Source organism: Streptomyces bullii, assembly GCF_042657145.1.
In the GTDB taxonomy this organism is placed as follows: domain Bacteria; phylum Actinomycetota; class Actinomycetes; order Streptomycetales; family Streptomycetaceae; genus Streptomyces; species Streptomyces bullii.
In genome coordinates, this window is the sequence record NZ_JBHSNY010000001.1 from 804,528 (window position 1) to 827,217 (window position 22,690).

The 22,690-nt window shown below is 71.6% G+C and carries 22 protein-coding genes and 1 tRNA gene; 11 read left to right on the forward strand and 12 right to left on the reverse strand.

The features are described from left to right. Window positions 1-227 precede the first annotated feature (227 nt). Window positions 228-638: an SsgA family sporulation/cell division regulator gene (locus ACFPZJ_RS03655; RefSeq protein WP_381017016.1), complete on the forward strand. Its 411-nt coding sequence runs from the start codon at window positions 228-230 to the stop codon at window positions 636-638. A gap of 19 nt (window positions 639-657) precedes the next feature. Here the strand turns inward: ACFPZJ_RS03655 and ACFPZJ_RS03660 are convergent, their stop codons facing one another. After that, entirely contained in the window at window positions 658-2,073 is a 1,416-nt protein-coding gene (locus ACFPZJ_RS03660; protein ID WP_381017019.1) for an FAD-binding oxidoreductase, read from the reverse strand. A gap of 116 nt (window positions 2,074-2,189) precedes the next feature. On the opposite strand from ACFPZJ_RS03660, the gene ACFPZJ_RS03665 reads away from it, so the two are divergent. Further along, window positions 2,190-3,602 (forward strand): tetratricopeptide repeat protein, encoded by a 1,413-nt coding sequence (locus ACFPZJ_RS03665; RefSeq protein WP_381017325.1) that lies wholly within the window; start codon window positions 2,190-2,192, stop codon window positions 3,600-3,602. A 13-nt stretch (window positions 3,603-3,615) separates the two neighbouring features. On the opposite strand, the gene nthA is transcribed toward ACFPZJ_RS03665, so the two are convergent. From nthA to hppD, 5 genes are all read right to left on the reverse strand, one after another. Continuing rightward, window positions 3,616-4,197 (reverse strand): nitrile hydratase subunit alpha, encoded by a 582-nt coding sequence (gene nthA, locus ACFPZJ_RS03670; protein ID WP_381017022.1) that lies wholly within the window; start codon window positions 4,195-4,197, stop codon window positions 3,616-3,618. Beyond that, entirely contained in the window at window positions 4,187-4,474 is a 288-nt protein-coding gene (locus ACFPZJ_RS03675) for an SH3-like domain-containing protein (protein WP_381017024.1), read from the reverse strand. The genes nthA and ACFPZJ_RS03675 overlap by 11 nt, the downstream gene beginning before the upstream one ends. Continuing rightward, window positions 4,467-4,748 (reverse strand): hypothetical protein, encoded by a 282-nt coding sequence (locus ACFPZJ_RS03680; protein ID WP_381017027.1) that lies wholly within the window; start codon window positions 4,746-4,748, stop codon window positions 4,467-4,469. Before ACFPZJ_RS03680 ends, ACFPZJ_RS03675 begins: the two co-directional genes overlap by 8 nt. A 4-nt stretch (window positions 4,749-4,752) precedes the next feature. After that, complete coding sequence (locus ACFPZJ_RS03685) at window positions 4,753-5,628, reverse strand: phage baseplate protein (protein WP_381017030.1); 876 nt, start codon at window positions 5,626-5,628, stop codon at window positions 4,753-4,755. A gap of 91 nt (window positions 5,629-5,719) precedes the next feature. Continuing rightward, window positions 5,720-6,868 carry a 4-hydroxyphenylpyruvate dioxygenase gene (gene hppD / locus ACFPZJ_RS03690; protein WP_381017032.1) on the reverse strand — a complete coding sequence of 383 codons (1,149 nt, stop codon included), beginning with the start codon at window positions 6,866-6,868 and terminating at the stop codon, window positions 5,720-5,722. A gap of 122 nt (window positions 6,869-6,990) precedes the next feature. On the opposite strand from hppD, the gene ACFPZJ_RS03695 reads away from it, so the two are divergent. The 7 genes from ACFPZJ_RS03695 to ACFPZJ_RS03725 all read left to right on the forward strand — a co-directional run bounded on the left by ACFPZJ_RS03695 (window position 6,991) and on the right by ACFPZJ_RS03725 (window position 12,013). Then, window positions 6,991-7,482: an Lrp/AsnC family transcriptional regulator gene (locus tag ACFPZJ_RS03695; protein ID WP_381017328.1), complete on the forward strand. Its 492-nt coding sequence runs from the start codon at window positions 6,991-6,993 to the stop codon at window positions 7,480-7,482. 11 nt (window positions 7,483-7,493) lie between these two features. Then, a complete protein-coding gene (locus ACFPZJ_RS03700) occupies window positions 7,494-8,141 on the forward strand; it encodes an ABC transporter permease (protein ID WP_381017034.1) in 648 nt (215 codons plus the stop codon). Further along, window positions 8,134-9,384, forward strand: coding sequence for a betaine/proline/choline family ABC transporter ATP-binding protein (locus ACFPZJ_RS03705; RefSeq protein ID WP_381017036.1), 1,251 nt, complete (start codon window positions 8,134-8,136; stop codon window positions 9,382-9,384). Before ACFPZJ_RS03700 ends, ACFPZJ_RS03705 begins: the two co-directional genes overlap by 8 nt. Next, complete coding sequence (locus ACFPZJ_RS03710) at window positions 9,381-10,166, forward strand: ABC transporter permease (RefSeq protein ID WP_381017039.1); 786 nt, start codon at window positions 9,381-9,383, stop codon at window positions 10,164-10,166. Before ACFPZJ_RS03705 ends, ACFPZJ_RS03710 begins: the two co-directional genes overlap by 4 nt. Then, entirely contained in the window at window positions 10,163-11,146 is a 984-nt protein-coding gene (locus ACFPZJ_RS03715) for a glycine betaine ABC transporter substrate-binding protein (RefSeq protein ID WP_381017042.1), read from the forward strand. Before ACFPZJ_RS03710 ends, ACFPZJ_RS03715 begins: the two co-directional genes overlap by 4 nt. 89 nt (window positions 11,147-11,235) lie before the next feature. Then, window positions 11,236-11,823 carry an ArsR/SmtB family transcription factor gene (locus tag ACFPZJ_RS03720; RefSeq protein WP_381017045.1) on the forward strand — a complete coding sequence of 196 codons (588 nt, stop codon included), beginning with the start codon at window positions 11,236-11,238 and terminating at the stop codon, window positions 11,821-11,823. 1 nt (window position 11,824) lies between these two features. Next, window positions 11,825-12,013 carry a hypothetical protein gene (locus tag ACFPZJ_RS03725; protein ID WP_381017047.1) on the forward strand — a complete coding sequence of 63 codons (189 nt, stop codon included), beginning with the start codon at window positions 11,825-11,827 and terminating at the stop codon, window positions 12,011-12,013. A 267-nt stretch (window positions 12,014-12,280) separates the two neighbouring features. Here the strand turns inward: ACFPZJ_RS03725 and ACFPZJ_RS03730 are convergent, their stop codons facing one another. From ACFPZJ_RS03730 to ACFPZJ_RS03745, 4 genes are all read right to left on the reverse strand, one after another. After that, entirely contained in the window at window positions 12,281-13,072 is a 792-nt protein-coding gene (locus tag ACFPZJ_RS03730) for a S16 family serine protease (protein ID WP_381017048.1), read from the reverse strand. Between the two features lie 130 nt (window positions 13,073-13,202). Then, window positions 13,203-13,844 (reverse strand): IclR family transcriptional regulator, encoded by a 642-nt coding sequence (locus ACFPZJ_RS03735; protein WP_381017051.1) that lies wholly within the window; start codon window positions 13,842-13,844, stop codon window positions 13,203-13,205. A 504-nt stretch (window positions 13,845-14,348) separates the two neighbouring features. Next, window positions 14,349-16,154 (reverse strand): DEAD/DEAH box helicase, encoded by a 1,806-nt coding sequence (locus ACFPZJ_RS03740; RefSeq protein WP_381017053.1) that lies wholly within the window; start codon window positions 16,152-16,154, stop codon window positions 14,349-14,351. A 161-nt stretch (window positions 16,155-16,315) separates the two neighbouring features. Next, the gene (locus tag ACFPZJ_RS03745) at window positions 16,316-17,821 is read right to left on the reverse strand and encodes an MFS transporter (protein ID WP_381017055.1); all 1,506 of its coding nucleotides are present in this window, start codon (window positions 17,819-17,821) and stop codon (window positions 16,316-16,318) included. 194 nt (window positions 17,822-18,015) lie between these two features. Between ACFPZJ_RS03745 and ACFPZJ_RS03750 the strand changes: the two genes are divergently transcribed. Continuing rightward, window positions 18,016-18,087, forward strand: a tRNA-Cys gene (locus tag ACFPZJ_RS03750). A 94-nt stretch (window positions 18,088-18,181) separates the two neighbouring features. Here ACFPZJ_RS03750 and ACFPZJ_RS03755 read toward each other — a convergent pair. Further along, complete coding sequence (locus tag ACFPZJ_RS03755) at window positions 18,182-19,234, reverse strand: hypothetical protein (protein WP_381017057.1); 1,053 nt, start codon at window positions 19,232-19,234, stop codon at window positions 18,182-18,184. A 665-nt stretch (window positions 19,235-19,899) separates the two neighbouring features. On the opposite strand from ACFPZJ_RS03755, the gene ACFPZJ_RS03760 reads away from it, so the two are divergent. Further along, window positions 19,900-21,294, forward strand: coding sequence for a COG1361 family protein (locus ACFPZJ_RS03760; protein WP_381017059.1), 1,395 nt, complete (start codon window positions 19,900-19,902; stop codon window positions 21,292-21,294). Between the two features lie 75 nt (window positions 21,295-21,369). Here the strand turns inward: ACFPZJ_RS03760 and ACFPZJ_RS03765 are convergent, their stop codons facing one another. Further along, on the reverse strand, window positions 21,370-22,557 hold the full coding sequence (locus ACFPZJ_RS03765) for an SUKH-4 family immunity protein (RefSeq protein ID WP_381017062.1): 1,188 nt from the start codon (window positions 22,555-22,557) through the stop codon (window positions 21,370-21,372). Window positions 22,558-22,690 lie beyond the last annotated feature (133 nt).

Here is a 22,690-nt window from a genome sequence, read left to right on the forward strand (position 1 = left end):
GTCCCGTATCTGCTCGGGGGTGTAATAGGGGCCTCCACATCTATCAGACGTGCGCAACCCCCACCGCCCGTCCCGCAGGACCCACCCCTTTCGAGCACCGATGTGGTAGTCCCGCGCCCACCCTTGGAAAAAAGTTCCGTGAAGCCGCGTAATGCCCTGGGCGCATCCCGCTCTCTCCTCCCGTACCGGCCCTCGTGGGCCCGTCCTGACGAGAGAGGAACGACACCATGGACAGCGTGGTGGAGCGGGAACTGGAGCTGAGGCTCGTCCTGTCGCCGGAGCGCGGCATCCCGGTGCCGGCCCGGCTCGGCTACCGCACCGACGATCCGTACGCGGTCCACATCACCTTCCACATCGACTACGAGCAGCCCGTGCACTGGACGTTCGCCCGGGACGTGCTGGTGGAGGGGGTGTTCCGGCCGTGCGGGCAGGGGGACGTGCGGGTCTGGCCGACGAAGGCGCGGGGCCGGAACGTCGTGCTGATGGCGTTGAGTTCACCCGACGGGGACGCCCTGCTGGAGGCTCCGGCGGCCCCGGTGTCCGCCTGGCTGGAGCGCACCCTGCGGGTGGTCCCGCCGGGGACCGAGGGCGAGCGGCTGGGGCTCGACGAGGAGCTGGCCCAGCTGCTCGCCCAGTGAGGCCCGCACGCCCCGCGGTTCAGAACAGCTTGCCCGGATTCAGGATGCCCAGCGGGTCGAAGACCTGTTTGACGGCCCGCTGCATCTCCACGCCCACCGGGCCGATCTCGCGGGCCAGCCACTCCTTCTTCAGGACGCCGACGCCGTGTTCGCCGGTGATGGTGCCGCCCAGTTCCAGGCCGAGCGCCATGATCGCGTCGAAGGACTCGCGGGCCCGGCGCGACTCGTCGGGGTCCGAGGAGTCGAAGCAGACCGTGGGGTGGGTGTTGCCGTCACCCGCATGGGCGACGACGCCGATGGTGAGCCGGTACTTCTCGGCGATCCGCTCGACGCCTTCGAGCAGCGCGCCGAGCCGGGACCGGGGCACGCACACGTCGTCGATCATCGTCACGCCCTTGACGGCCTCCAGCGCGGGAAGGCTCAACCGCCGTGCCTGGAGCAGCAGTTCGGACTCGGCCGCGTCCTCGGCCGGGACGACCTGGGTGGCGCCGGCGGCCTCGCACAGCGCCCCGACGGCGGCGAGGTCGGCGGCCGGGTCGGTGGTGTCGAAGGCCGCCAGCAGCAGCGCCTCGGTGGTCTCGGGCAGACCCATGTGCGCCATGTCGTTGACGGCCTTGACGGTCGTACGGTCCATCAGTTCGAGGAGTGACGGGACGTGTCCGCCCGCCATGATCCGGCACACCGCGTCACAGGCGGCGGCGCCGGAGGAGAACTCGGCCGCCAGCACCAGTTGCCCGGGCGGCTTGGGCCGCAGCGCCAGCACGGCTCGCACGACGATGCCGAGGGAGCCCTCGGAGCCGACGAACAGGCGCGTCAGGTCGTATCCGGCGACGCCCTTGGCGGTGCGGCGGCCGGTGGACATCAGGCGTCCGTCGGCCAGCACGACGTCCAGGCCGAGGACGTACTCGGCCGTCACGCCGTACTTCACACAGCACAGTCCGCCCGACGCGGTGCCGATGTTGCCGCCGATGGTGCACATCTCCCAGCTGGAGGGGTCCGGCGGGTAGCACAGGCCGTGTTCGCCGACCGCGCGGGAGAGGGCGGCGTTGACGACGCCCGGCTCGACGACGGCGACGCGGTCGACCGGGTTGATCTCCAGGATGCGGTCCATCCTGGTCAGGGACAGCGCGATGCAGCCGTCGGAGGCGTTGGCGCCGCCGGACAGGCCGGTGCGGGCGCCCTGCGGGACGACCGGGACGCGCAGTGCGGTGGCGGTCCGCATCACGTGCTGGACCTGTTCGACCGTGCGGGGCAGGACGACCACGGCCGGGGTGCCGGCCGGGCAGAAGCTCGCCATGTCGTGGGCGTAGGAGGCCGTGACGTCGGGGTCGGTCAGGACCGCGTCGGCGGGCAGGCCGCCGCGCAGTCGTTCGACGAGGTCGCCGGTCACGGCCGTGTCTGCGTCGGGGGGCGCTTCGCTACGGCTCATGATCACAGGTTCGCACCGGGGGCCATCGGTGTGAACCCCGCGTACGGCAGCCGCCGTAAGCCGAGGTCCGCTCGTCGCGCTGCCGCACAGTGAGCGGCATGGAGGCCACGGAGAAAGAAGCCATGCAGGCCACGCCCCAGGACGAGGAGCGGCGGTCGCCGGGCCGCCGGCGGCTGCTCGTCGCCCTCGTCGCCGGGTCGGCGGCGCTCGGCGGAGTGCTGGTGCTGCTGCCCTGGGAGCGGTCGCCGGCCCCCGCGTCCCCCGCCCCGGGTGCGCAGGCGCTGACGGCGGTCACCACCGGGGTGCCGGCCGCGCTGCCGGACCTGGCGGCGCTGATCGACGAGCGGGAGCGGCACCTGCGCCAACGTCCCAAGGACGCGCGGTCCTGGGCGGTGCTCGGCACGGCGTACGTGGAGCAGGGGCGGCGGCTGGCGGACCCGGAGTACTACCCGCGGGCCGAGCAGGCGCTGCGGACGTCGCTGAGGGTGCGGCCGGGCAACAACCCGGACGCGCTGGCGGGGCTGGCCGCGCTGGCGAACGCGCGCCGGGACTTCCCCGCGGCCCGTACGTGGGGCGAGGCGGCGCGGAAGGCGGCGCCCCGGCGGTGGACGACGTACCCGCTGCTCATCGACGCCTACAGCGGGCTCGGCGACCACGAGGCGGTGGGCCGGATGCTGGACCGGCTGACGAAACTGCGCTCCGGGCCGGCCGTCCTGGCGCGGACCGCGGCCGTCTACCGGGACCGGGGCTGGCGGGAGGACGCGGCGGCCACGCTGTCCGACGCGGTGGCGCGGGCCCAGGCGCCGGCCGAGCGGGCCGCCTACCTGGAGCGGGCCGGGCAGCTGGCCTGGGAACGCGGCGACCGGGAGGTCGCGCTGCGGCACTTCGAGGAGGCGGTGCGCCTCGACCCGGACCAGCGGGCCGCGCAGGCCGGGCAGGGCAGGGCGCTGGCGGCGCTGGGCCGCACGACGGAGGCACTGAACGCCTACCGGGCGGCCCTGGCCCGGCAGCCCCGGCCGGAGTACGCGCTGGAACTGGGCGAGTTGTACGAGCACCTGGGACTGGCGGAGGCGGCCGGGGTGCAGTACGACCTGCTGCGGGAACGGGTCCGTAAGGCCGCCGCCGGCGGGGGCGACGAGGAGCTCGTACTGGGGCAGTTCGAGGCGGACCACGGGGATCCGGCGCAGGCGGTGCGGCGGCTGCGGGCCGAATGGCGGCGGCAGCCCGGGATCGCGGTGGCCGACGCCCTGGGATGGGCGCTGCACCGGGCCGGGCAGCACGAGGAGGCGCTGCGGTTCGCGGTGCGGGCGACGGACCCGGAGCGCGGGGGCGGGGTGCGCAGCGCGCTGTACGCGTACCACCGGGGCATGATCGAGCGGGCGCTGGACAAGCGTGGGCCGGCACGGCGGCACCTTCAGGAGGCGCTGCGGATCAACCCGTACTTCTCGCCGTCGCGGGCGCAGGAGGCCCGGGCCGTGCTGGCGGAGCTGGGCGAGCCGCCGGTGGACGAGATGCCGGACTTCACGGAGTCGTGAGCCGCTCGGGGTGTCACACCGCCGCGGTGCCGATCAGCGCGTTGCGGGTGACCAGGCCCGCCAGCTCGTCCTCCGCCAGCCCCTCGGTGCCCCGCGGGCGCCGCGGCAGCACCATGTAGCGGCTCTCCGCGCTGGAGTCCCACACCGTGATCTCGGTGTCGGCGGGCAGCTCCAGGCCGAACTCGGCTAGCACCGCGCGGGGTTCGCGGACCACGCGGGAGCGGTAGGCCTCGGACTTGTACCAGCTGGGGGACGGGCCGAGGAGCCGGACCGGGTAGCAGGAGCAGAGCGTGCAGACGATGACGTTGTGCACCGACGCCGTGTTCTCCACCACCCGCAGGCGCTGGTACGAGCCCTCCAGGTAACCGAGTTCGCGGACGGCGGCCGTGCCGTCCGCGAGGAGGCGGGACCTGAAGGCGGGGTCGGTCCAGGCGCGGGCCACCACCCGGGCGCCACTCGCCGGGGACGCGCCGGACAGGGACGCGTCGATGATCTCGTCCAGCCGCGCGCCGGAGAGCACGCCCTTGTCCTCCAGTAGGGTCTCCAGGCGCCGGACCCGGCGGGCGATCGTCGCGTCGGTGTGCTCACCGGTCATCGTCGGGGGCCTCTTCCAGATAGCTTTCCCACAGGTCCAGTACGACGTGGTGGTCGCCCTCGCCCCACAGGTCGCGGGCCGCGAAACGGACCGCGTATATCTGCTCGACTGGGGCGTCGCCGCGGCCCTGGGCGTTGAGGTCCGCGAGCGGGGCCGGCCCCTCCGGTTCGACCACGACGCCGTGCTTGCCACGGGCGTACCGGGGCAGCCGCGTGTGGTGCGGCGGGTCGTGGCGGTAGGTCCGCACCCGGGTGCCGGGCGGGAAGCGGTCAGTCATCCAGCTCACCCGGCCCGATGACGCCCTTGCGTTCCAGGAGCGCGCAGATCGCCTTGAACCACCGCTCGTAGTAGGAGGTCGCCAGGTACTCGGCGGGCGGCAGCGACTCGATCGCGTCGCGGAACTCGTCGGTGTTGAAGACGCCCTGGTCGCGCAGGGCGTTGAGGATCCCCAGGACCCGCACCTCCCAGTCGGCGTGGAAGGGTTCGGCGTCGTCGGCGGTGTCGACGGCACCGAATCCCTGCATCCCGCCCACGTCGTTGATCCTGGCCATGGGCTCAGCGTACGGGGCCCGGTCGGGTCTGCGGCTTGTAGTACAGGGAGAACCTCCGGGCTCCCGGGGCGCCCGAGGCGAAGCCGACGCACAGGCGGGGCTCGGGGCGGTGCAGGATCGCCACGCCCTCCGGCTCGCGGAAGTCGAGGGAGTGTCCGGCCCGCGTGCGCTGCTGCTGGACCAGGGCACCGGTGCGGATGTCGAGGCAGGACAGGTAGGCGTTGCCCTGCCGGTCGGACGGGTTGGTGGTGGCGTCGTAGGCGCTGCCGGCGAGCTGGTAGAGGTGGTCGCCGTACAGCGCGTACCCCTGGAAGGGGACGCGCGCATCCGGGTGGGCGCCGGTCTGCGGGAGGTCGGCGATCGGGCGGTCGTAGTCGCGGGCGGTGAACGCGTCCAGGTCCCAGATCCGGTAGCGGGGGCGGCCGTCGAGGCGGTAGCGGACGGCGATGCGGTGGGTGGCCCGGCAGACGGACGGCTGGTTGTGGGTGGAGCCCTCGATCGGGTGACGGACTGCGACGTCCTTGCCGCTGCGGACGGCGCCGTCGAAGAAGCGGAAGCGGGTGACGCCCCGGCCGTAGCCGTTCCTGGCGTCGGCCTCGGTCCAGAGCCAGACGGTGCCGTCGGCGGCGTGCTGGACGCCCATGCTCACGCCGTGCCCGAAGCCGCGCAGCGTCATGTGGCCGAGCCGATTTCCCTCATGGTCCAGCTTGTTGAGGCACAGGTCGCCGGCGTCGCCGCCGCCGCGCCGCACCTGGAGCACGTACAGGTGCCGGTGTGCCTCGTCGAAGGCGAAGGACTGGAGCACCGTCGGTTCCTTGAGCGTGGTCTTCTTCCACAGCCAGCGGACGGCCGGTGTCGCGAGGTCGATGCGCTCGTCCACGGTTCACTCCCCCGAGTCGTGCGGGTGCCCCGTGACACCCGCACGACCGGAGAGGCTCAACCCGCCGTCGGCGGTTGCACGCGGAGCGGGCTCACAGGTTGCCGCGCCGGGCCTGCTCGCGCTCGATCGCCTCGAACAGTGCCTTGAAGTTGCCCTTGCCGAAGCCCATCGAACCGTGCCGTTCGATGATCTCGAAGAAGACGGTCGGGCGGTCCTGGACCGGCTTGGTGAAGATCTGCAGCAGGTAGCCGTCCTCGTCGCGGTCGGCGAGGATCTTCAGCTCGCGCAGGGTGTCGACGGGCACGCGGGTCTCGCCGACCCACTCGCCGAGCGTGTCGTAGTACGAGTCGGGGGTGTCCAGGAACTGCACGCCGTGCTCGCGCATGTGGCGGACGGTGGCGACGATGTCGTTGGTGGCCAGCGCGATGTGCTGGACGCCCGGGCCGCCGTAGAACTCCAGGTACTCGTCGATCTGCGACTTCTTCTTCGCGATCGCCGGCTCGTTGATCGGGAACTTCACCTTGCGGGTGCCGTCCGCGACGACCTTCGACATCAGCGCCGAGTACTCGGTGGCGATGTCGTCGCCGACGAACTCCTTCATGTTGGTGAAGCCCATGACCTTGTTGTAGAAGGCCACCCACTCGTTCATCCGGCCGAGTTCGACGTTGCCGACGCAGTGGTCGATGGCCTGGAAGGTGCGGCGGGCGGGCGGTGCGACGAGCGGGGCGGCGGCCGCGTAACCGGGGAGGTACGGGCCGTCGTACCCGCTTCGCTCGACCAGGGTGTGCCGGGTCTCGCCGTACGTGGCGATCGCCGCGAGGACGACCGTGCCGTGCTCGTCCTTCAGCTCGTACGGCTCGGCGACGGACCGCGCGCCGTGCTCCAGCGCGTAGGCGTAGGCGGCCCGCACGTCGGGGACCTCGACGGCGAGGTCGATGACGCCGTCGCCGTGCTCGGCCACGTGCCGGGCGAGGAAGCGGCCCCAGTCGGTGGTGGGCTTGATCACCGAGGTGAACACGAAACGCGCGGAGCCGTTCTCCAGCACGTAGCTCGCGGTCTCGCGGCTGCCGTTCTCCGGTCCGGAGTAGGCGACCAGCTTCATGCCGAAGGCGGTGGAGTAGTAGTGCGCCGCCTGCTTGGCGTTGCCCACGGCGAAGACGACCGCGTCCATTCCCTTGACCGGGAAGGGGTCGTCCTGCCGGGCGGTCGTGTCGGGAGTGTGGTGTGTGGTCTGCGTCATAACGGCAGCCTGGCCCCGACCGGCAAGCTGCGCAATAGTTTGCGTATTCACAGGGCAATCTGCTCAGTCGTACGGCCGTATGGACGGCGTATCTGTACAGGATGACCACCTGGGAGGGTGTCGTGGCGATCGATCATCTGGACGGCCGGATCATCCTGCTGCTCGCGCGGGAGCCGCGGATCGGGGTGCTGGAGATGTCCCGGCGGCTGGGCGTCGCCCGGGGCACCGTGCAGGCGCGGCTGGACCGGCTTCAGTCGAACGGAGTCATCCGCGGTTTCGGTCCCGAGGTGGACCCGGCGGCGCTCGGCTACCCCGTCACCGCGTTCGCCACGCTGCAGATCCGGCAGGGTCAAGGGGCGGACGTACGGGCGCACTTGACGACCGTGCCGGAGGTGCTGGAGCTGCACACCACCACCGGCACCGGGGACATGCTGTGCCGGCTGGTGGCCCGCTCGAACGCCGATCTCCAGCGGGTGATCGACCGGGTTGTCGGTTTTGATGGCATCGTCCGGGCCTCCACCGCGATCGTCATGGAGAACCCCGTACCGCCGCGGATCATCCCGCTGGTCGAGCAGGCGGCGCAGGCGGCGGAAGACCGGGAGACACAGCCGTGAGGTGAGCGTACGTGGACTTCTGGGAGTACCTGGGCAACCGCCACCAGCAGTTGCTCGCGGACGCCTACCAGCACGCCAGTGCCGTCTTCCAGTGCATGGTCGCCGCCACCGTGCTCGGCGTGCTGATCGCCGTGGTCACCTACCGCAGCGAGTGGGCCGGGAACCTGGCGACGACCGCCACCGCGACGATCCTGACCGTCCCGGCGCTGGCCATGATCGGTCTGCTGATCCCGGTCGTAGGGCTGGGTGTGGCGCCGACGGTGGTGGCGCTGACGCTGTACGGGCTGCTGCCGGTCGTGCGCAACGCGATCGTCGCACTGCGCGGGGTCGATCCGGCGCTGGTGGACGCGGCCAAGGGCATCGGCATGTCGCGCCCGGCCCGGCTGCTGCGGGTGGAGCTGCCGCTGGCCTGGCCGCCGATCCTGACCGGGATCCGGGTCGCGACGCAGATGCTGATGGGCATCGCGGCCATCGCAGCGTACGCCTCCGGCCCCGGCCTCGGCAACGTCATCTTCCGCGGGCTGGCCTCGCTGGGCAGCGCGAACGCGCTCAACCAGGTACTGGCGGGCACGCTCGGGATCATCGTCCTGGCGCTGCTGTTCGACGCCGCGTACGTCCTGATCGGGCGGCTGACCATTCCCAGGGGGATCCGTGTCTGAGAGCGTGTCCGGCGGGCCCGTCGCCGGGGCGGCCATCGAGCTGGAGAACCTCACCAAGCGGTACCCGGGCAGTCCGCAGCCGGCCGTGGACAACGTCTCCCTGGAGATCACGGCGGGCGAGACCGTCGTCTTCGTCGGCCCCTCGGGGTGCGGGAAGTCCACGACGCTCAAGATGATCAACCGGCTGATCGAGCCGACGGGCGGGCGCATCCGCGTCGGCGGCGAGGACGTCACCGACATGGACCCGGTGAAGCTGCGCCGCAGGATCGGGTACGCGATCCAGTCCGCCGGACTCTTCCCGCACATGACGGTGGCCCAGAACATCGCCCTGGTCCCGAGGATGCTCGGCTGGCCGAAGTCCCGCATCCGAAGCCGGGTCGAGGAGCTGCTGGACCTGGTCGGCCTTGACCCCGGCGAGTTCCGGGGCCGCTATCCGCGCCGGCTCTCCGGCGGACAGCAGCAGCGGGTGGGCGTGGCCCGGGCGCTGGCCGCCGATCCGCCGGTGCTGCTGATGGACGAGCCGTTCGGGGCGGTGGACCCGATCACCCGCGAGCACCTCCAGGACGAGCTGATCCGGCTCCAGCAGGAGCTGCGCAAGACGATCGTCTTCGTCACCCACGACTTCGACGAGGCGATCAAGCTGGGCGACCGGATCGCGGTGCTGCGCGAGCGCTCGCACATTGCGCAGTTCGACACGCCCGAGGCGATCCTGACCAACCCGGCGGACGACTTCGTGTCCGGGTTCGTCGGTGCGGGGGCGGCGCTGAAGCGGCTGAACCTGACGCGGGTACGGGACGTCGGCATCACCGACTACCCGACGGTGACCTTGGACGACCCGCTGCCGAGGATCGTCGACCGGCTGAAGGCGAGCGGCTCGAACGAGATCCTGCTGCTCGACAAACGCGGCCGGCCCTACAAGTGGCTGCGGCGCGGTGACCTGGCGCGGGCCCGGGGCTCGCTGGCGCGGGCGGGCACACTGGTGCACGACACGGTGACCCGGGACGCCACGCTGCGGGACGCGCTGGAGGCGGTGCTCACCGACAACGCGGGGCGGGTGCCGGTGACCGGGTGGCGCGGCGAGTACACCGGCGTCGTCGACATGGAGACGCTCATCAACTCCGTGCACGAACTGCTGGAGGCCGACCGGCTCGACGCGATGGAGCACCAGCACGATCTGGAGGAGCTGCGGGCCGCGCAAACCCATGCCGAGCAGGAGGGTGTCGAAGGGGAGCGGGAGGCGTGACCGCCCTGGAGGACGCCGAGGCGAGTCCGGCCCGCGCGGAGCCGACGGCGAGGAAGGTGAGCCGGCGGAAGCTGACCGTCCTGCCGGCGGTGCTGATCGCCGTCCTGCTGGCGACCTGGCTGTGGTTCGCGCGGGCCGACCTGGACCCGGTCTCCGAGAACGCCCTGTCGGGCGGGCAGGTCAGCAAGGCGCTGCGGCAGCACGTCGAACTGACCGTGATCTCCACCTTCTTCGTGCTGCTCATCGCGATCCCGCTGGGCATCCTGCTGACCCGCAGGGCGCTGCGGAAGGCCACGCCGGTCGCGATGGCCCTCGCCAACATCGGCCAGGCGACCCCGGCGATCGGTCTGCTGGCCCTGCTGGTCATCTGGCTGGGCATCGGCCGCAGGGCCGCCCTCGTCGGCATCATCGCCTACGCCGTCCTGCCGGTGCTGTCGAACACGATCACGGGCCTGAACGCCAACGATCCGACACTGCTGGAGGCGGCCCGCGGCATCGGCATGTCCCCGCTGGGCGTGCTGGCGCGGGTGGAACTGCCCCTGGCGGTCCCGCTGATCCTGGCGGGCGTGCGCACGGCCCTGGTCCTGAACGTCGGTACGGCGACCCTGGCGACCTTCGGCGGGGGCGGCGGCCTCGGCGTGCTCATCACCACCGGCATCACCAACCAGCGCATGCCGGTGCTGGTGCTCGGCTCGATCCTCACGGTCGTGCTGGCGTTGCTGGTGGACTGGCTGGCCTCGCTGGCCGAACTGCTGCTGCGGCCGAGGGGGCTGGAGGCATGAGACGGCGTACGGGCCTGCTGGCCGCGGGAGCCGTGCTGGTGGCGGGAGTTTTCCCGGCGGCCACCGGCTGCGGCCTGACCAGCGGTTCCCCCATGGCCGACGACGTACGGCCGGGCTCGATCGGGCGGGGCGAACCGCTGAAGGGCGCGCGGCTGACGGTGACGTCCAAGTCGTTCACCGAGCAGCTCATCCTGGGCGCGATCATGGGCATCGCCTTCGAGGCGGCCGGTGCGCAGGTGCTGGACCGCACCGGCATCCAGGGCTCCATCGGCAGTCGCGAGGCGGTCAGGAAGGGCGACGCCGACGCCGGGTACGAGTACACGGGCACGGCCTGGATCACCTACCTGGGCCGCAGCGAGCCCATCCCCGACCCGCGCGAGCAGTGGGATGCGGTGCGCCGGGCCGACGCGCGCAACGGGCTGACGTGGCTGGAGCCCGCCTCGCTGAACAACACCTACGCCCTGGCGACGAACCAGGCGAACGCGAGGAAGTACGGCACGCGGACCCTGACGGACGTGGCCGCACTGGCGAAGTCCGACCCCGCTGCCGTGACGCTGTGCGTGGAGGGCGAGTTCGCCAACCGGGCGGACGGGCTGCCTGGCATGCAGAAGGCGTACGGGATGAGTGTGCCGGCGAAGTACATCACGCAGATGGACACCGGGATCATCTACACCCAGGCGGCGAAGGGGAGTTGCACCTACGGCGAGGTGTTCACGACCGACGGGCGCATCAAGTCGATGAACCTGGCCGTGATGGAGGACGACAAGAAGTTCTTCCCCAACTACAACGCCGCCCCGATGGTCAACTCCCGGACCCTGGAGAAGTGGCCGGCGATCGCGGGCGTGCTGGACCCGATCACCAGGAAGCTCGACAACGACGTGGCCCGGACGCTGAACGCGAAGGTGGACGTGGCCGGGGAGGACCCGCACCAGGTGGCGCTGGACTGGCTGGTGGCGGAGGGGTTCGTGAGGGAGGGGTAGGGGCGGGAGCGGTGCCGTCCGGGCGGGGCGGGGATGGCGCACGTTGCAAAGAAACGCTTGCAATGGTTCCTTTGCAAGGATACCTTTGCATGGTGAGTGAGCCCCGGAACCCCCAAGTGAGAGAACTCGACGCGCGTTCCCTGCGCGGACTCGCGCATCCCCTGCGCATGCAGCTGTTGGACGCCCTGCGGTTCGCCGGTCCGGCCACCGCCTCGCAACTGGCCGAGCGGCTGGGCGAGTCCAGCGGCGCCACCAGCTACCACCTGCGCCAGCTCGCCGAGTACGGCTTCGTCGAGGACGCGCCCGAACTGGGCAAGGGGCGGGAGCGGTGGTGGAAGGCGGTCCACCACGGCCTGCGCTTCGACGACTCCCTGCTCACCGACCAGGACCCGGCCGTGCGCGGAGCGGCGGACCTGTACCTGCACGAGGTCGCCACCACGCAGACCAGGGAACTGTCGACCTGGCTGGGCAGCCGCGACTCATGGCCCGAGGAGTGGAACCACGTCTGGGACATGAGCAGCGCGACGCTGCGGCTGACGCCCGACCTGACGCGCGAGCTCATCGAGCAGATGCACGCGCTGGTCGACACCTTCCGCGACCGCGCGGCCGCCGAGGACACCCCCGGCGCCGAGCAGGTCCGTATCCACACCCACGCCTTCCCGATCAGGACGGACTGAGATGCACCCGGACATCCACCTGGCCCTGCACCACGCCCGCGCGGCGGAACTCCGCGCCGCGGCCCTCGACGCCGCCGGCCCCAAACGCCCGTACGACCTCCGCGCCCGCCTCGGCTGGACCCTCGTGGAACTCGGCCTGCGCCTGGCCACCACGCCCCGCCCGGCGGCGGCCGTGCCCTTAGGGGGCTAGGAACGGGGCCCCGTTCTCGTTCGTGACCATCGTCATCGCGCTGTTGCCGATGGCGGAACCCTTCTGCGAGTGGCGGGCAGACACGGAACGGCGTGAGGCAGCAGGCCGTGCCGCTGGTCGACCGTCACACGGCCCTGCGACACGCGCTTTCCGGATGCTCCGAGCGGGATTGAACCGGCCATCCGGTCCCAAGTGCCCTGGTCCGGTGCGGGACCAGGGTGCGGCTTGTCGGCCCCCGCGCGTGCGGCGTGGTCCAGACGAGCGGCCCTAACAGCTGGGGACCGGGCCCTTGCCGGTCTCCAGGGCCACCAGGGCGTTGACCGCGCCCTTCAGTGTGGTGACGGGGATGAGGCGCAGGCCCTTCGGCAGTTCGGCCTGCGCGTCCCCGCACTCCGCCTTCGGTACGAGGAAGACGGTCGCCCCGTCACGCCGGGCGGCCTGCGTCTTCAGGGGCACGCCGCCCACCGCGCCGACCGTGCCGTCGGCGGTGATGGTGCCCGTTCCGGCGATGTTGCGTCCGCCCGTGAGGTCGCCGCCGCTGCCGTCGCCGTCCAGCTTGTCGATGATGCCGAGGGAGAACAGCAGCCCGGCGCTGGGGCCGCCGACGTCGGCGAGCTTCAGGGTGACCTTGACGTCCTCGGGGTCCCGGCCGAGGTAACCGAGCGCGGCCCGCGTCGCCGCGTTCTGGGACTCCCGCATCTGCTCGGCGTTGTGCCGCTGGATCTCCTTGACGCTGTCGCCGCTCGGGTAGACCGCGTCGCGCGGCATGACCGCCCGGTCGGTGCGGAACCAGCTGTCGACGAGGTTTGGGAGCGTCACGCGCACGTCGGGGGAGGTCGCCACGATGGTCGTCATCCGCAGTTGCCCGCTCGTCTTCCGCGTCGGCGCACCCGAGATCGTGATCACCTGCGTGCCCTTGTCCTGCCCGAGCACGTTCGTCGTCTGCCCCGGCTGCGCCACCGAGAACGGCAACGGCGCGAACACCGCGGTGGCGAGCAGGGCCACGACGGGAACCGCACTGACGGCGAGGGCCTGGGGGCGCGTGAGGCGAGAGAACACGGGATCAATCTAACGTGGGGAACGGAACCGGCCAGGTGCTGGCCCGGGTGCAGTCGGGACCGGCCGGCTGCTGGTCCTGCCGCGGTGCCCTGCGCGGCCCGCCCCCGCCCCGCCCGCGCGGCCCGTCCCGTCAGCGCAACGCCTCGGCCACCTCGCGTGCCGCCTCCACCACCCGGGGCCCCACCCGCTCGGGCACCACGTCCGCCAGCATCACGACCCCGACGCTGCCCTCGATGCCCGTGAGCCCCAGCAACGGGGCCGCCGCACCGCACGCCCCCGCCTCGAGCTCGCCGTGGGTCAGCGTGTATCCCGGGTCCCCCAGCGGCTGGTGCCGGGCCGCGAGGATCGCCTTGCCCGCCGCGCCCCGGTCCAGGGGGTGCCGGAACCCGGCGCGGTACGCCACGTGGTAGTCCGTCCACGTCGGCTCCACGACGGCCACGGCCAGCGCCTCCGCCCCGTCCACCAGCGTCAGGTGCGCCGTGGCCCCGATGTCCTCGGCCAGCGACCGGAGCGCCGGCAGCGCCGCCTCCCGTACGAGAGGATGCACCTGGCGCCCCAGACCCAGCACCCCTAGGCCGACCCGGGCACGCCCGCCCAGGTCACGGCGGACCAGCGCGTGCTGCTCCAGCGTGGCGAGCAACCGGTACACCACGGTCCGGTTCACGCCCAGTTTGTGGGAAAGCTCGGTGACGGTCAGCCCGTGGTCCGTGTCGGCGAGCAGCTTCAGGACACGCAGTCCTCGGTCGAGCGTCTGGGAGGTCTCCGCGGTCACGACGCCCACTCCTTAGTGGTGAGGTCGGCGGCCTCCGCGCGGCAGGTGCGTCACCGAGTCCCGTCAGTGACGCGCATCAGAGGCCGCCGATCGGCTGGCGGCCCGGCCTTGTTCCGGGCTCAGTCGCTTCACGGCTGCGCTCCGCGGCGGCGCTGCCACGGGGCGTGTGCGTAGCGGGACAGTAGCGACCCGGTTCGCTCAGCGGAAGGCTCCGTCCAGAATCCGGTCAGGTGGCCGGGATGAAGTACTTCCCTTTGTCCCGATACGTGGGCGGGTCTGGTGGGAGGTGTGCGGAGTTGCGGGTGAGCGCTCGGTTGTGTGGGTGCTGGGGTGAGCGCTCGGTCTACGGGGGGCCGGGGTGAGCGCTCGGGTGTGCGGGGGCCGGCCGAGTGCCGGGGTGTGGGTGGGTCCGGAGGGGGCGCGAGCCCGGGCGCGCGCGCCCTTCCTACGCGTGGGCCCGGGCGTGTGCGCGGGCCCGGGCACGTGGGCGGCCGGGTCCCGGCGTCACCGCATGCGGGTCGCCCACTCCTGCACCTTGGCGATGCGCTGCCGCAGCTGCCCCGCCGTGGCCTCGGCGGCCGGCGGCCCACCGCACACGCGGCGCAGCTCGGTGTGGATGACCCCGTGCGGCTTGCCGCTCTGGTGGACGTACGCGCCGACCATCGTGTTCAGCTGCCGACGCAGCTCCATCATCTCCTTGTGCGAGACCACCGGGCGCCGCTCGGCGGGCAGTTCCAGCAGGTCGGCCTCCTGGTCCGGCTTCTTCCGGCTGTGCGCGATCTGCCGGGCCTGCCGCTTCTGGAGCAGGAGCTGGACCTGGTCGGGCTCCAGCAGCCCCGGAATCCCCAGGTAGTCCTGCTCCTCCTCGCTGCCCGGGTGGGCCTGCATGCCGAACTCGGCGCCGTTGTACGTGACCCGGTCGAAGACGGCGTCGGACTCCAGCGCCTCGAAGGGGAGCATGTCCTGCTCGCCGGTGTCCTCGTCCTGCTCCCGGTTCGCCTCCTCCATCTCCTTCTCGGACTCGGCGTACGGGTCCTCCTCGCCGTCCTTCTTCGGCTTGTCGAGGACGTGGTCGCGCTCGCGCTCCATCTCGTTGGCGAAGGAGAGCAGGTCGGGCACGGTCGGCAGGAAGACGGACGCGGTCTCGCCGCGCCGCCTGGACCGTACGAAACGCCCGACGGCCTGTGCGAAGAACAGCGGGGTCGAGATGGTGGTGGCGTACACGCCGACCGCCAGCCGGGGCACGTCGACGCCCTCGGACACCATGCGGACGGCGACCATCCACCGGTCGTCGCTCGCGCTGAAGTCGTCGATCCTCTTCGACGCGCCGGCGTCGTCGGACAGCACGAGGGTCGCCTTGTGCCCGGTGATGTCCCGGATCAGCTTGGCGTACGCACGCGCCGAGTCCTGGTCCGAGGCGATGACCAGCGCGCCCGCGTCCGGGATGGCCTTCCTGACCTCGGTGAGCCGCTGGTCGGCGGCGCGCAGCACGGCGGGCATCCAGTCGCCGCGCGGATCCAGCGCCGTACGCCAGGCCTGGCTGATGGCGTCCTTGGTCATGGGCTCGCCGAGCCGGGCCTCGATCTCGTCACCGGCCTTGGTCCGCCAGCGCATGTTGCCGCTGTAGGAGAGGAAGATGACGGGACGGACGACGCCGTCGGCGAGCGCGGAGCCGTAGCCGTAGGTGTAGTCGGCGGCCGACCTCCGGATCCCGTCGTCGCCCTCCTCGTACGTCACGAACGGGATGGGGTTGGTGTCGGACCGGAACGGCGTACCGGTGAGGGCGAGGCGCCGGGTGGCCGGTTCGAAGGCCTCCAGACAGGCCTCGCCCCAGGACTTGCTGTCACCGGCGTGGTGGATCTCGTCGAGGATGACGAGGGTCTTGCGCTGTTCGACGCGGTTGCGGTGCAGCATGGGCCGCACGCCCACGCCCGCGTACGTCACGGCGACGCCGTGGTACTCCTTGCCGAGCGGCCCCGCGCTGTACTCGGGGTCCAGCTTGATCCCTATCCGCGCGGCCGCCTCCGCCCACTGCTTCTTCAGGTGCTCGGTGGGCGCGACCACCGTCACCTGCTGCACGACATGGTGGTGCAGCAGCCAGGAGGCCAGCGTCAGCGCGAAGGTCGTCTTACCGGCGCCGGGGGTGGCGACCGCCAGGAAGTCGCGTGGCTGCTCCTGGATGTACTTCTCCATCGCCCCCTGCTGCCAGGCGCGCAGTTTGCTGGCGGTGCCCCAGGGGGCGCGGCCGGGGAACGCCGGGGACAGGTGGTGCGAGTGCGAGGCGGAGCTGGAGCTGGCGGTGGTAGTCACGGTCTCCGTTGGGGGTCGGACGGCTCGGTCGGGAGAGCCTGACGGCTCGGCTACGTATGACAACCGGGCCACCCTACCGGCGGCCCACCGGTGTCAACGCGCGGACGGCACCGGGTCCCCCGAGGGTGGGACCGACGTCACAACCGCCTCGGCTCTACGCCTCACCGCTCCCGCACCCGGGTCGTCACCCACGCCCCCGCCAACGCCACCGCCGCCATCGGCAGGAACACCGCCGCGAAGGCCGCCGGGTGGGAGCCGGACGCCGCGTCGGCCGCCGTCTCCGTCGCCGCGTGCGTCACCGTTCCGCCGCCGAGCGCGGCGAAGGCCGCTCCGCCGGCGGCCAGCAGCAGGACGTTGGACAGGCCGTCGGAGATCTGCAGCGCGGCGGAGTTGGTGCCGGCCTCCTCGGGGGCGGAGAGATGGAGGAGGAGCACGCTCGTGGAGGAGATGACGAGCCCCATGCCGAAGCAGCCGAAGGCCCAGGCGACGGCGACCGTCCAGGCCGGCACCGCGTCGATCAGCACGCTCGGCGCCGTGGCGATGGCGGCGGCGACCAACAGCATGCCCACCGTCATCAACCGCTCCCGGTACGGCTCCAGCCGCGGCCGGGACTGCACCCACGACCCCAGCGCCCACGTCCCCCCGCCCGCCGCGAGCGAGAACCCGGCCAGCGTCGGGGACAGCCCCCGCTGCGTGACGAGCATCAGCGGTACGAAGGACTCCGCGGCGATGAAGGACCCCGCGGCCACCCCGCGCAGCAGCACCACGGACGGCAGTCCGCGGGCCGCCCGGCAGGTGCCGCGCGGCAGCAGCCCGAGCACGGCCGGGACGAGCAGCGCGACGCCCGCGGAACCCGGCAGCAGTGAGAACCAGCGCAGGTCCTGGGCCGCATACTGCAACAGCCCGGCGCCCAGGGAGATCGCCAGGGCCAGCCGGATGCGGTGCCCGCCGGAGGAGGCGGACCTCTCGGTCCTGCCCGCGGACTTCTCACCCCCACCCGCGGACTTCTCACTACCGCCAGCGGACTCCTCGGTCCCCTCCGCGGGCCCCGCGGCCCGCCGCCGTATCTGCGGCAGCGCGAGCGCCAGCGGGAAGACGACAAGGACCGGTATCCCCACGAACACCCAGCGCCAGCCCAGGTGTTCGGTCACCGCGCCCGAGGCCAGCGGGCCCACGATCGACGGCACGACCCAGCTCGCCGCGAACGCCGCCATGATCGCCGGCCGCAGCCGCTCCGGGTACGCCCGTCCGACAACGACGTACAGGGCGACGATCACCAGTCCGCCGCCGAGGCCCTGAACGGCGCGCCCCAGGATGAACAGCCACATCGCCCCGGCCGTCCCCGACAGCAACAGCCCGGCCGCGAAGGAGGCGATCCCGGTCGTCAGCGCGCCGAGCGGCCCGCGCCGGTCCGACCACTGACCGGCGAGCACCATCCCGAACAGGCTCGTCGTGAAGTACCCCGAGAACGCGAACGCGTACAGCGACACCCCGTCCAGCTCCCGCGCCGCGACCGGCATCGCCGTCCCCACCGCCGTCGCCTCGAAGGCGATCAACAGGACGACGGAGACGATCCCGACGCTCAACGCCCGATAGGAGCGGCTGAGTACGGTCTCGTCCTGCTCGGAGTCCACGACTCCGGTCTCGCGCGGCTCCAAGACGGTCATGCCCGCCAGCGTAAGGGCCACAGACCGCGGTGACCCCTGTCGCGAGACGGTCCCGGCCTGAGCCCTTGGTCGTACGACCTCAGCCGGGCTCCCGCCTCTCATGAACGGCGTATGGCAGTCGTGTTGCAGGGCTTCCGGTTTCCTTGAGGGGCTGTGCGACCTCGGCCTACGGTCAAGACACGCAGTTGACACACGGCCGTGTGCCCGAGTGGCTGAGGGGCTCGCCTGCAAAGCGGGTTACGCGGGTTCGATTCCCGCCACGGCCTCAAGTGCCTGACAGGCAGAACGAGGGGGCGGCACCTCTTTAGGTGCCGCCCCTTCGGTCGTCCACCGGCCCAGCGGCAGTGCAGTGGTGCCGGCTCACCTGAGGTCGGTGACGAGCCCGTCCTTCTCGCTGGCGAAGGTGCAGTCACCGAGTCGGTACGCATTTCCCTTCACTTGGGCTCCGAGCTCGGCCGCGTCGATGGCGAGACGGCGCTCGAACTCGCTTGCGTCGGCCATGTCGAAGAGCTTGTACGCCGACAGAACGATGTAGGCGTCGTCGTCGAGCGGTTGGTGGGTGGTGACGCTGAGCTGAGCTTGGCCCGCGAACCGGGCGGGCAGCGTCACCGGTCCGAGCACTGTCTGCTGGAGGCCGGTGTGAGGGTCGGGCGGAGGCACATCGGTTTTCACCTTGAATGTGGCCCTTGGGTCGGTGCACTCGAGCTGTATTTCGTTGTCGTTGTTCTGGCCCACAGGGATCCCGCGAGCTTCGACCTTGAAGAAGAACTGCGACGGGGTCGAGTCCAGGTTACCGATCCCCACGTCCTGGGTGCGGAAGTACTGGCCGGCCGATATGATGACCAGGTTGCGCCACGCCACCCACGGCGAGTTGGCGACCCAGTAGGCGAACTCGCCGTTCGAGTCGAAATGATCCGGGATGTTCTCCGCCGGATGGTCGGGTGTGTCCACCACGGCGACCGAGCAGTGGTGAGCGCCGGACGGATCCCCTCCCCAAGTAAAGGCCACTTTGCTGCGCGCGATTTGGCGGGACTGGATCTGCTGCCCATCGTTGCGATTGACCAGCGGAACCCATACCTGATGCCCTGGGGCGTAGAGGATCTTCCACTGGTTGGGCGTGAGCAGGAGCGAAGCGGGAGCGACCCACAGTCGGACCTTTCCGCTGGTCGCAGAACCCTTGTAGTTCTTGGCCCGGATGTAGAAGTTGTTGTTCTGTCCGCTCGTGACGGGTCGCCCAAGGTCAGGGCCTGTCTCATACGTGGATTCCAGCCGATCGAACGACAGGAAATCGTCGCCGTAAGGGATGATGTCAGGAGACTGGCAGATGTCTCCCGTGGTGGGGGTCTGCCCGGTGTCGAGGAAACTGTCCCTCAACAGAACATCTCTGTACGCTGCAGCCAGGATAGTAGTCATTTCTACTCCCGTGAGGAAACGCATCGCATGGGAAGCAGCCGACCGGCCGAGCCGTAGATCGAGGACCGAGCGCTGCATTCAGCGCTCTGATGTGCGCGACCGCACTGTGAAAGATCCTCCGACTGCGTCGCGAGTCTTGACGCGGATCTGTTGGGCGCATCAAGGCACAGGCTCGAAGCCCCTGCCGGGATTTCCGCCTTCTCCATTTAGGCTAGGCGCGGCCATTTGGCTTGTCCACTGCAACGTCAGGACCGCGACGCCCTGTCGGCGTCGCCAAAAAGCCCGAGAACGGGCGGGCTCAGCATGTTTCAGGGAAAGCCGCGGCTGCCTTGCCGGGGCCCCGCCGCACGCGGGCCTGCCCGGCGTCACACCTTCGCTCCCGTCGCGTCCCGGCAGCCTGGCGCTCCGCTTCCTGCGCCTTGAGGTGGGCACGGAGTGGGTCAACCAGCCGTCAGGAAGGCCGGCCACGCGACGGTCGGCAGGCAACTGGCGGTACTGATCCCCGGGTTGGTGCGCTGACTCTGCGGGCAGTACCCAGCCGCACCGCGTCCGCAGGGCTCCACGCACCCGTGGGCGAATCGCGAGGGGCGCTTGGTCACCTCGGCGACGGCCGCAACGACGTCGTGCAGCCTCGGCTGGCTGGAGGTTGGCCGCCCGATGCCGGTGTGGGCTCGGTGGTGGGCCTGCTCGTCGAGCAGGGGGCGTGCGGCCGGGCCCGGCAGCAGCACAACCCCTGGCGCCTCCCAGGTGTCCAGGAGATGACCGGTGGCCAACGCTCCGGTCGCCGTGCCTTCTGTTCCGACGAGGAGACCTACGTGCGCCAGCACAACCGCCCGCGCCTCCGCCCCGCGGCAGCCGTCGTGGCCGCTGCCGCGATCGCCGCCGCTGTTCCCGCAGTCGCCGCGCCCGTGGCGCATGCCGAGGAGGGCGGGCCCGCCCTGGTGATCTCGACCCTGCCGCGTACGACTCCCGAACCCGGTGAGGTGTACGAGGAGTCCGTCACCCTCACCAACAAGGGCACGCAGGCCGTGGACGGCGTCACCTTCCGGACACGGCTGACCCGTGGACTGGATTTCCCCGAGCCCGTCGAGGGGTGCACGTACGCGACCCTCGACGACCAGATCCGGCAGGCGCTGTGCGAACTGGACGTGGTCATCGAGCCGGGCGCCTCCGTCACCGCACCCGTGCGGTTCAAGGCGCTGCCCAAGGCGCTGATGGAGGCCGTCGAGTACGGCACCGGACCCACCGGTGAGGCCCCGGGCGAGGGGTTCGACGACAGCTACCGGCGCATGACCCTGACCGCCGACAACTCGGCCGACCTGGTCGCGGTCGGCGAGGACACCGAGGCGCTGCCGGGCAGCAGGCAGTCGTTCACGGCGACGCTGCGCAACGACGGGCCGGGCTGGGTCCAGAACCAGGAGAGCGACGACCTTCCCGCCCTGCTGGTGCAGATCCCGCCCGGCACGACCGCCGTCGAGGTGCCGAAGAGCTGCGCGCCGTTCGGGATCGACGGCCCGAGCGGACCGTCGGCACCGGGCAAGCCCAAGTACGTGTGCTGGCCCTCGGACGCCACCGTCGAGGTCGGCCAGTCGCTCAGCTACACGTTCCTCGTGAAGATCGACGCCGACGCGCAGGACACGGAGGGCGTCGTGAAGGCGACCTCCGTGTACGACATCGAGCCGGAGTACGACAGGGACCTCGCCAACAACACGGCCCGGATCCGCATCGACATGCCGAGCGACAGCGAGGACGGTCCCAGCCCGAGCCCGTCGGGAGGCACGGCCACCGGTGGTTCCGGCGGCGGCTCGGCGGACGGCGGCACCGGTACGGGCGGCAACGACCCGCAGGGCCAGGCCGCCGGCGGCTCCGGGACCACGGGCTCGGGGTCGTCGGGCGCCTCGACCGGGGACTCCACCAACGGCTCCACCGGCGGCAATCTGGCCACCACGGGCTCGGACGGCACCCCGCTCCTGGCCGGTGCCGCGGCCGCCGCAGCGGGCCTCGGCGGTCTGCTGGTCCTGGCCGTACGCCGTCGCCGCGCGGCCTCCGCGTCCTCTTGAGCACTCCTATCCCCTGAGGGCGGCCGCGCCCGCCGACCGGTCATGGCCCGGGCGTCGGTCACCCCGCCCGTCGTCTCACAGCACTCCGCCCGCCTCGTCCTGGAACAGCTCCGTCCAGCAGTGCCGGCCGCCCGGGTCGGTCGTCGTGCCGGTCGGGTCGACGGCGGACAGCACTTGGAGCATCGTCATCGCGAGCTGGTCGTAGGTGTCGGTCGTCAGCGCGTGGCCGGACTCCTCGTCGATCGCGTGCTCGCGGTGCAGCAGCCAAAGGGTGAACGCGAGGGTGGAGATGTCGGTGTTCAGCGGGTGGAGGGTGGCCTCGGGCTCGCTCCAGTTCAGGACGGCGCCCGTCGTGCCGTCGACGACCAGGCTGTTGTCCTCGACCAGGTAGCCCAGGCGTATCAGGTGGCCGGCCCGGTCGGGGAGCCGGTCTGCCGGGAACTCGCCGGGACGTTCGTCCTCGTAGTACTCGGCCAGGGTGCGCAGCGGCACGTCCGGGTCCAGGTGGAAGAGGAAGCCGTCCGCCGGCAGTCCGGTCTCGCGCAGGAAGCGGCGGGTCGGCTCGTGTGTGAGCGTCGCGGGGAAGTCGACGTCCTCGAAACGCGCCACCCCGCCGCGGCCGAACTCCTGGTCCAGCAGACGGGGCGGAAGGTCCAGGGCGAGCCCGGACCTGGTGCCGGGGCCGGCCACCAGGGCGAGGGGCCGGATCAGGGCCGCCATCTTCCAGAACGGCGGCAGCTCACCGTCCGCGCCCTCCTCGAACAGCGCCAGCAGCCGGCGTGACGCCTCGGCCACAGCCTTGGTCCCGAACCGGCCCGCGCAGGCGGCGAACTGGCCGCGCAGCCCAGCCAGTTCGTCCGTCGCCGTGGCGAACCGCACCAGCGTCAGCAGGGACGGGGCGAGCGGGCGGCGGTCCATCAGGTCGGGGCGGTCGTGGAAGAAGTAGGTCGTGGAGACCTCGCCCGTCGCGCCGTCGAGCAGGACCGACTCCGTCTCCACGCCAGCCGGACCCACCAGTCCCCCGATGACGAGCTGGTCGCGCAGTTCGGCGGCCAGCCGGCCGTCGGGGGCGCCGAGGGCGCCGGTCGAGTCCGCTACGGTCCGCAGGCCCTCCCGGCGCAGCTCCGCGAAGCTCGACAGAGCGCTGTCGCCGGGCAGTCCGGGGTCGGTCAGCCAACGACGCGTCGGCGCGTGCGTGACGTACGGATCCAGGTCGTCCAGATGCAGCGTGATCGTCGCCGGACCGGTGTGGGTCGTGCTCATGGTTCCCCCGCGCTTACGTGTTCAAGTCCCCGTGCCTCACAGGCCCCGGGCGGCCATCCCCGTCCCGAGGCAGGACAGGCCCGCCCGTCCCCGGGCCCGGCAACCGTCCCCCACTGCTCAGAACACTACGCGC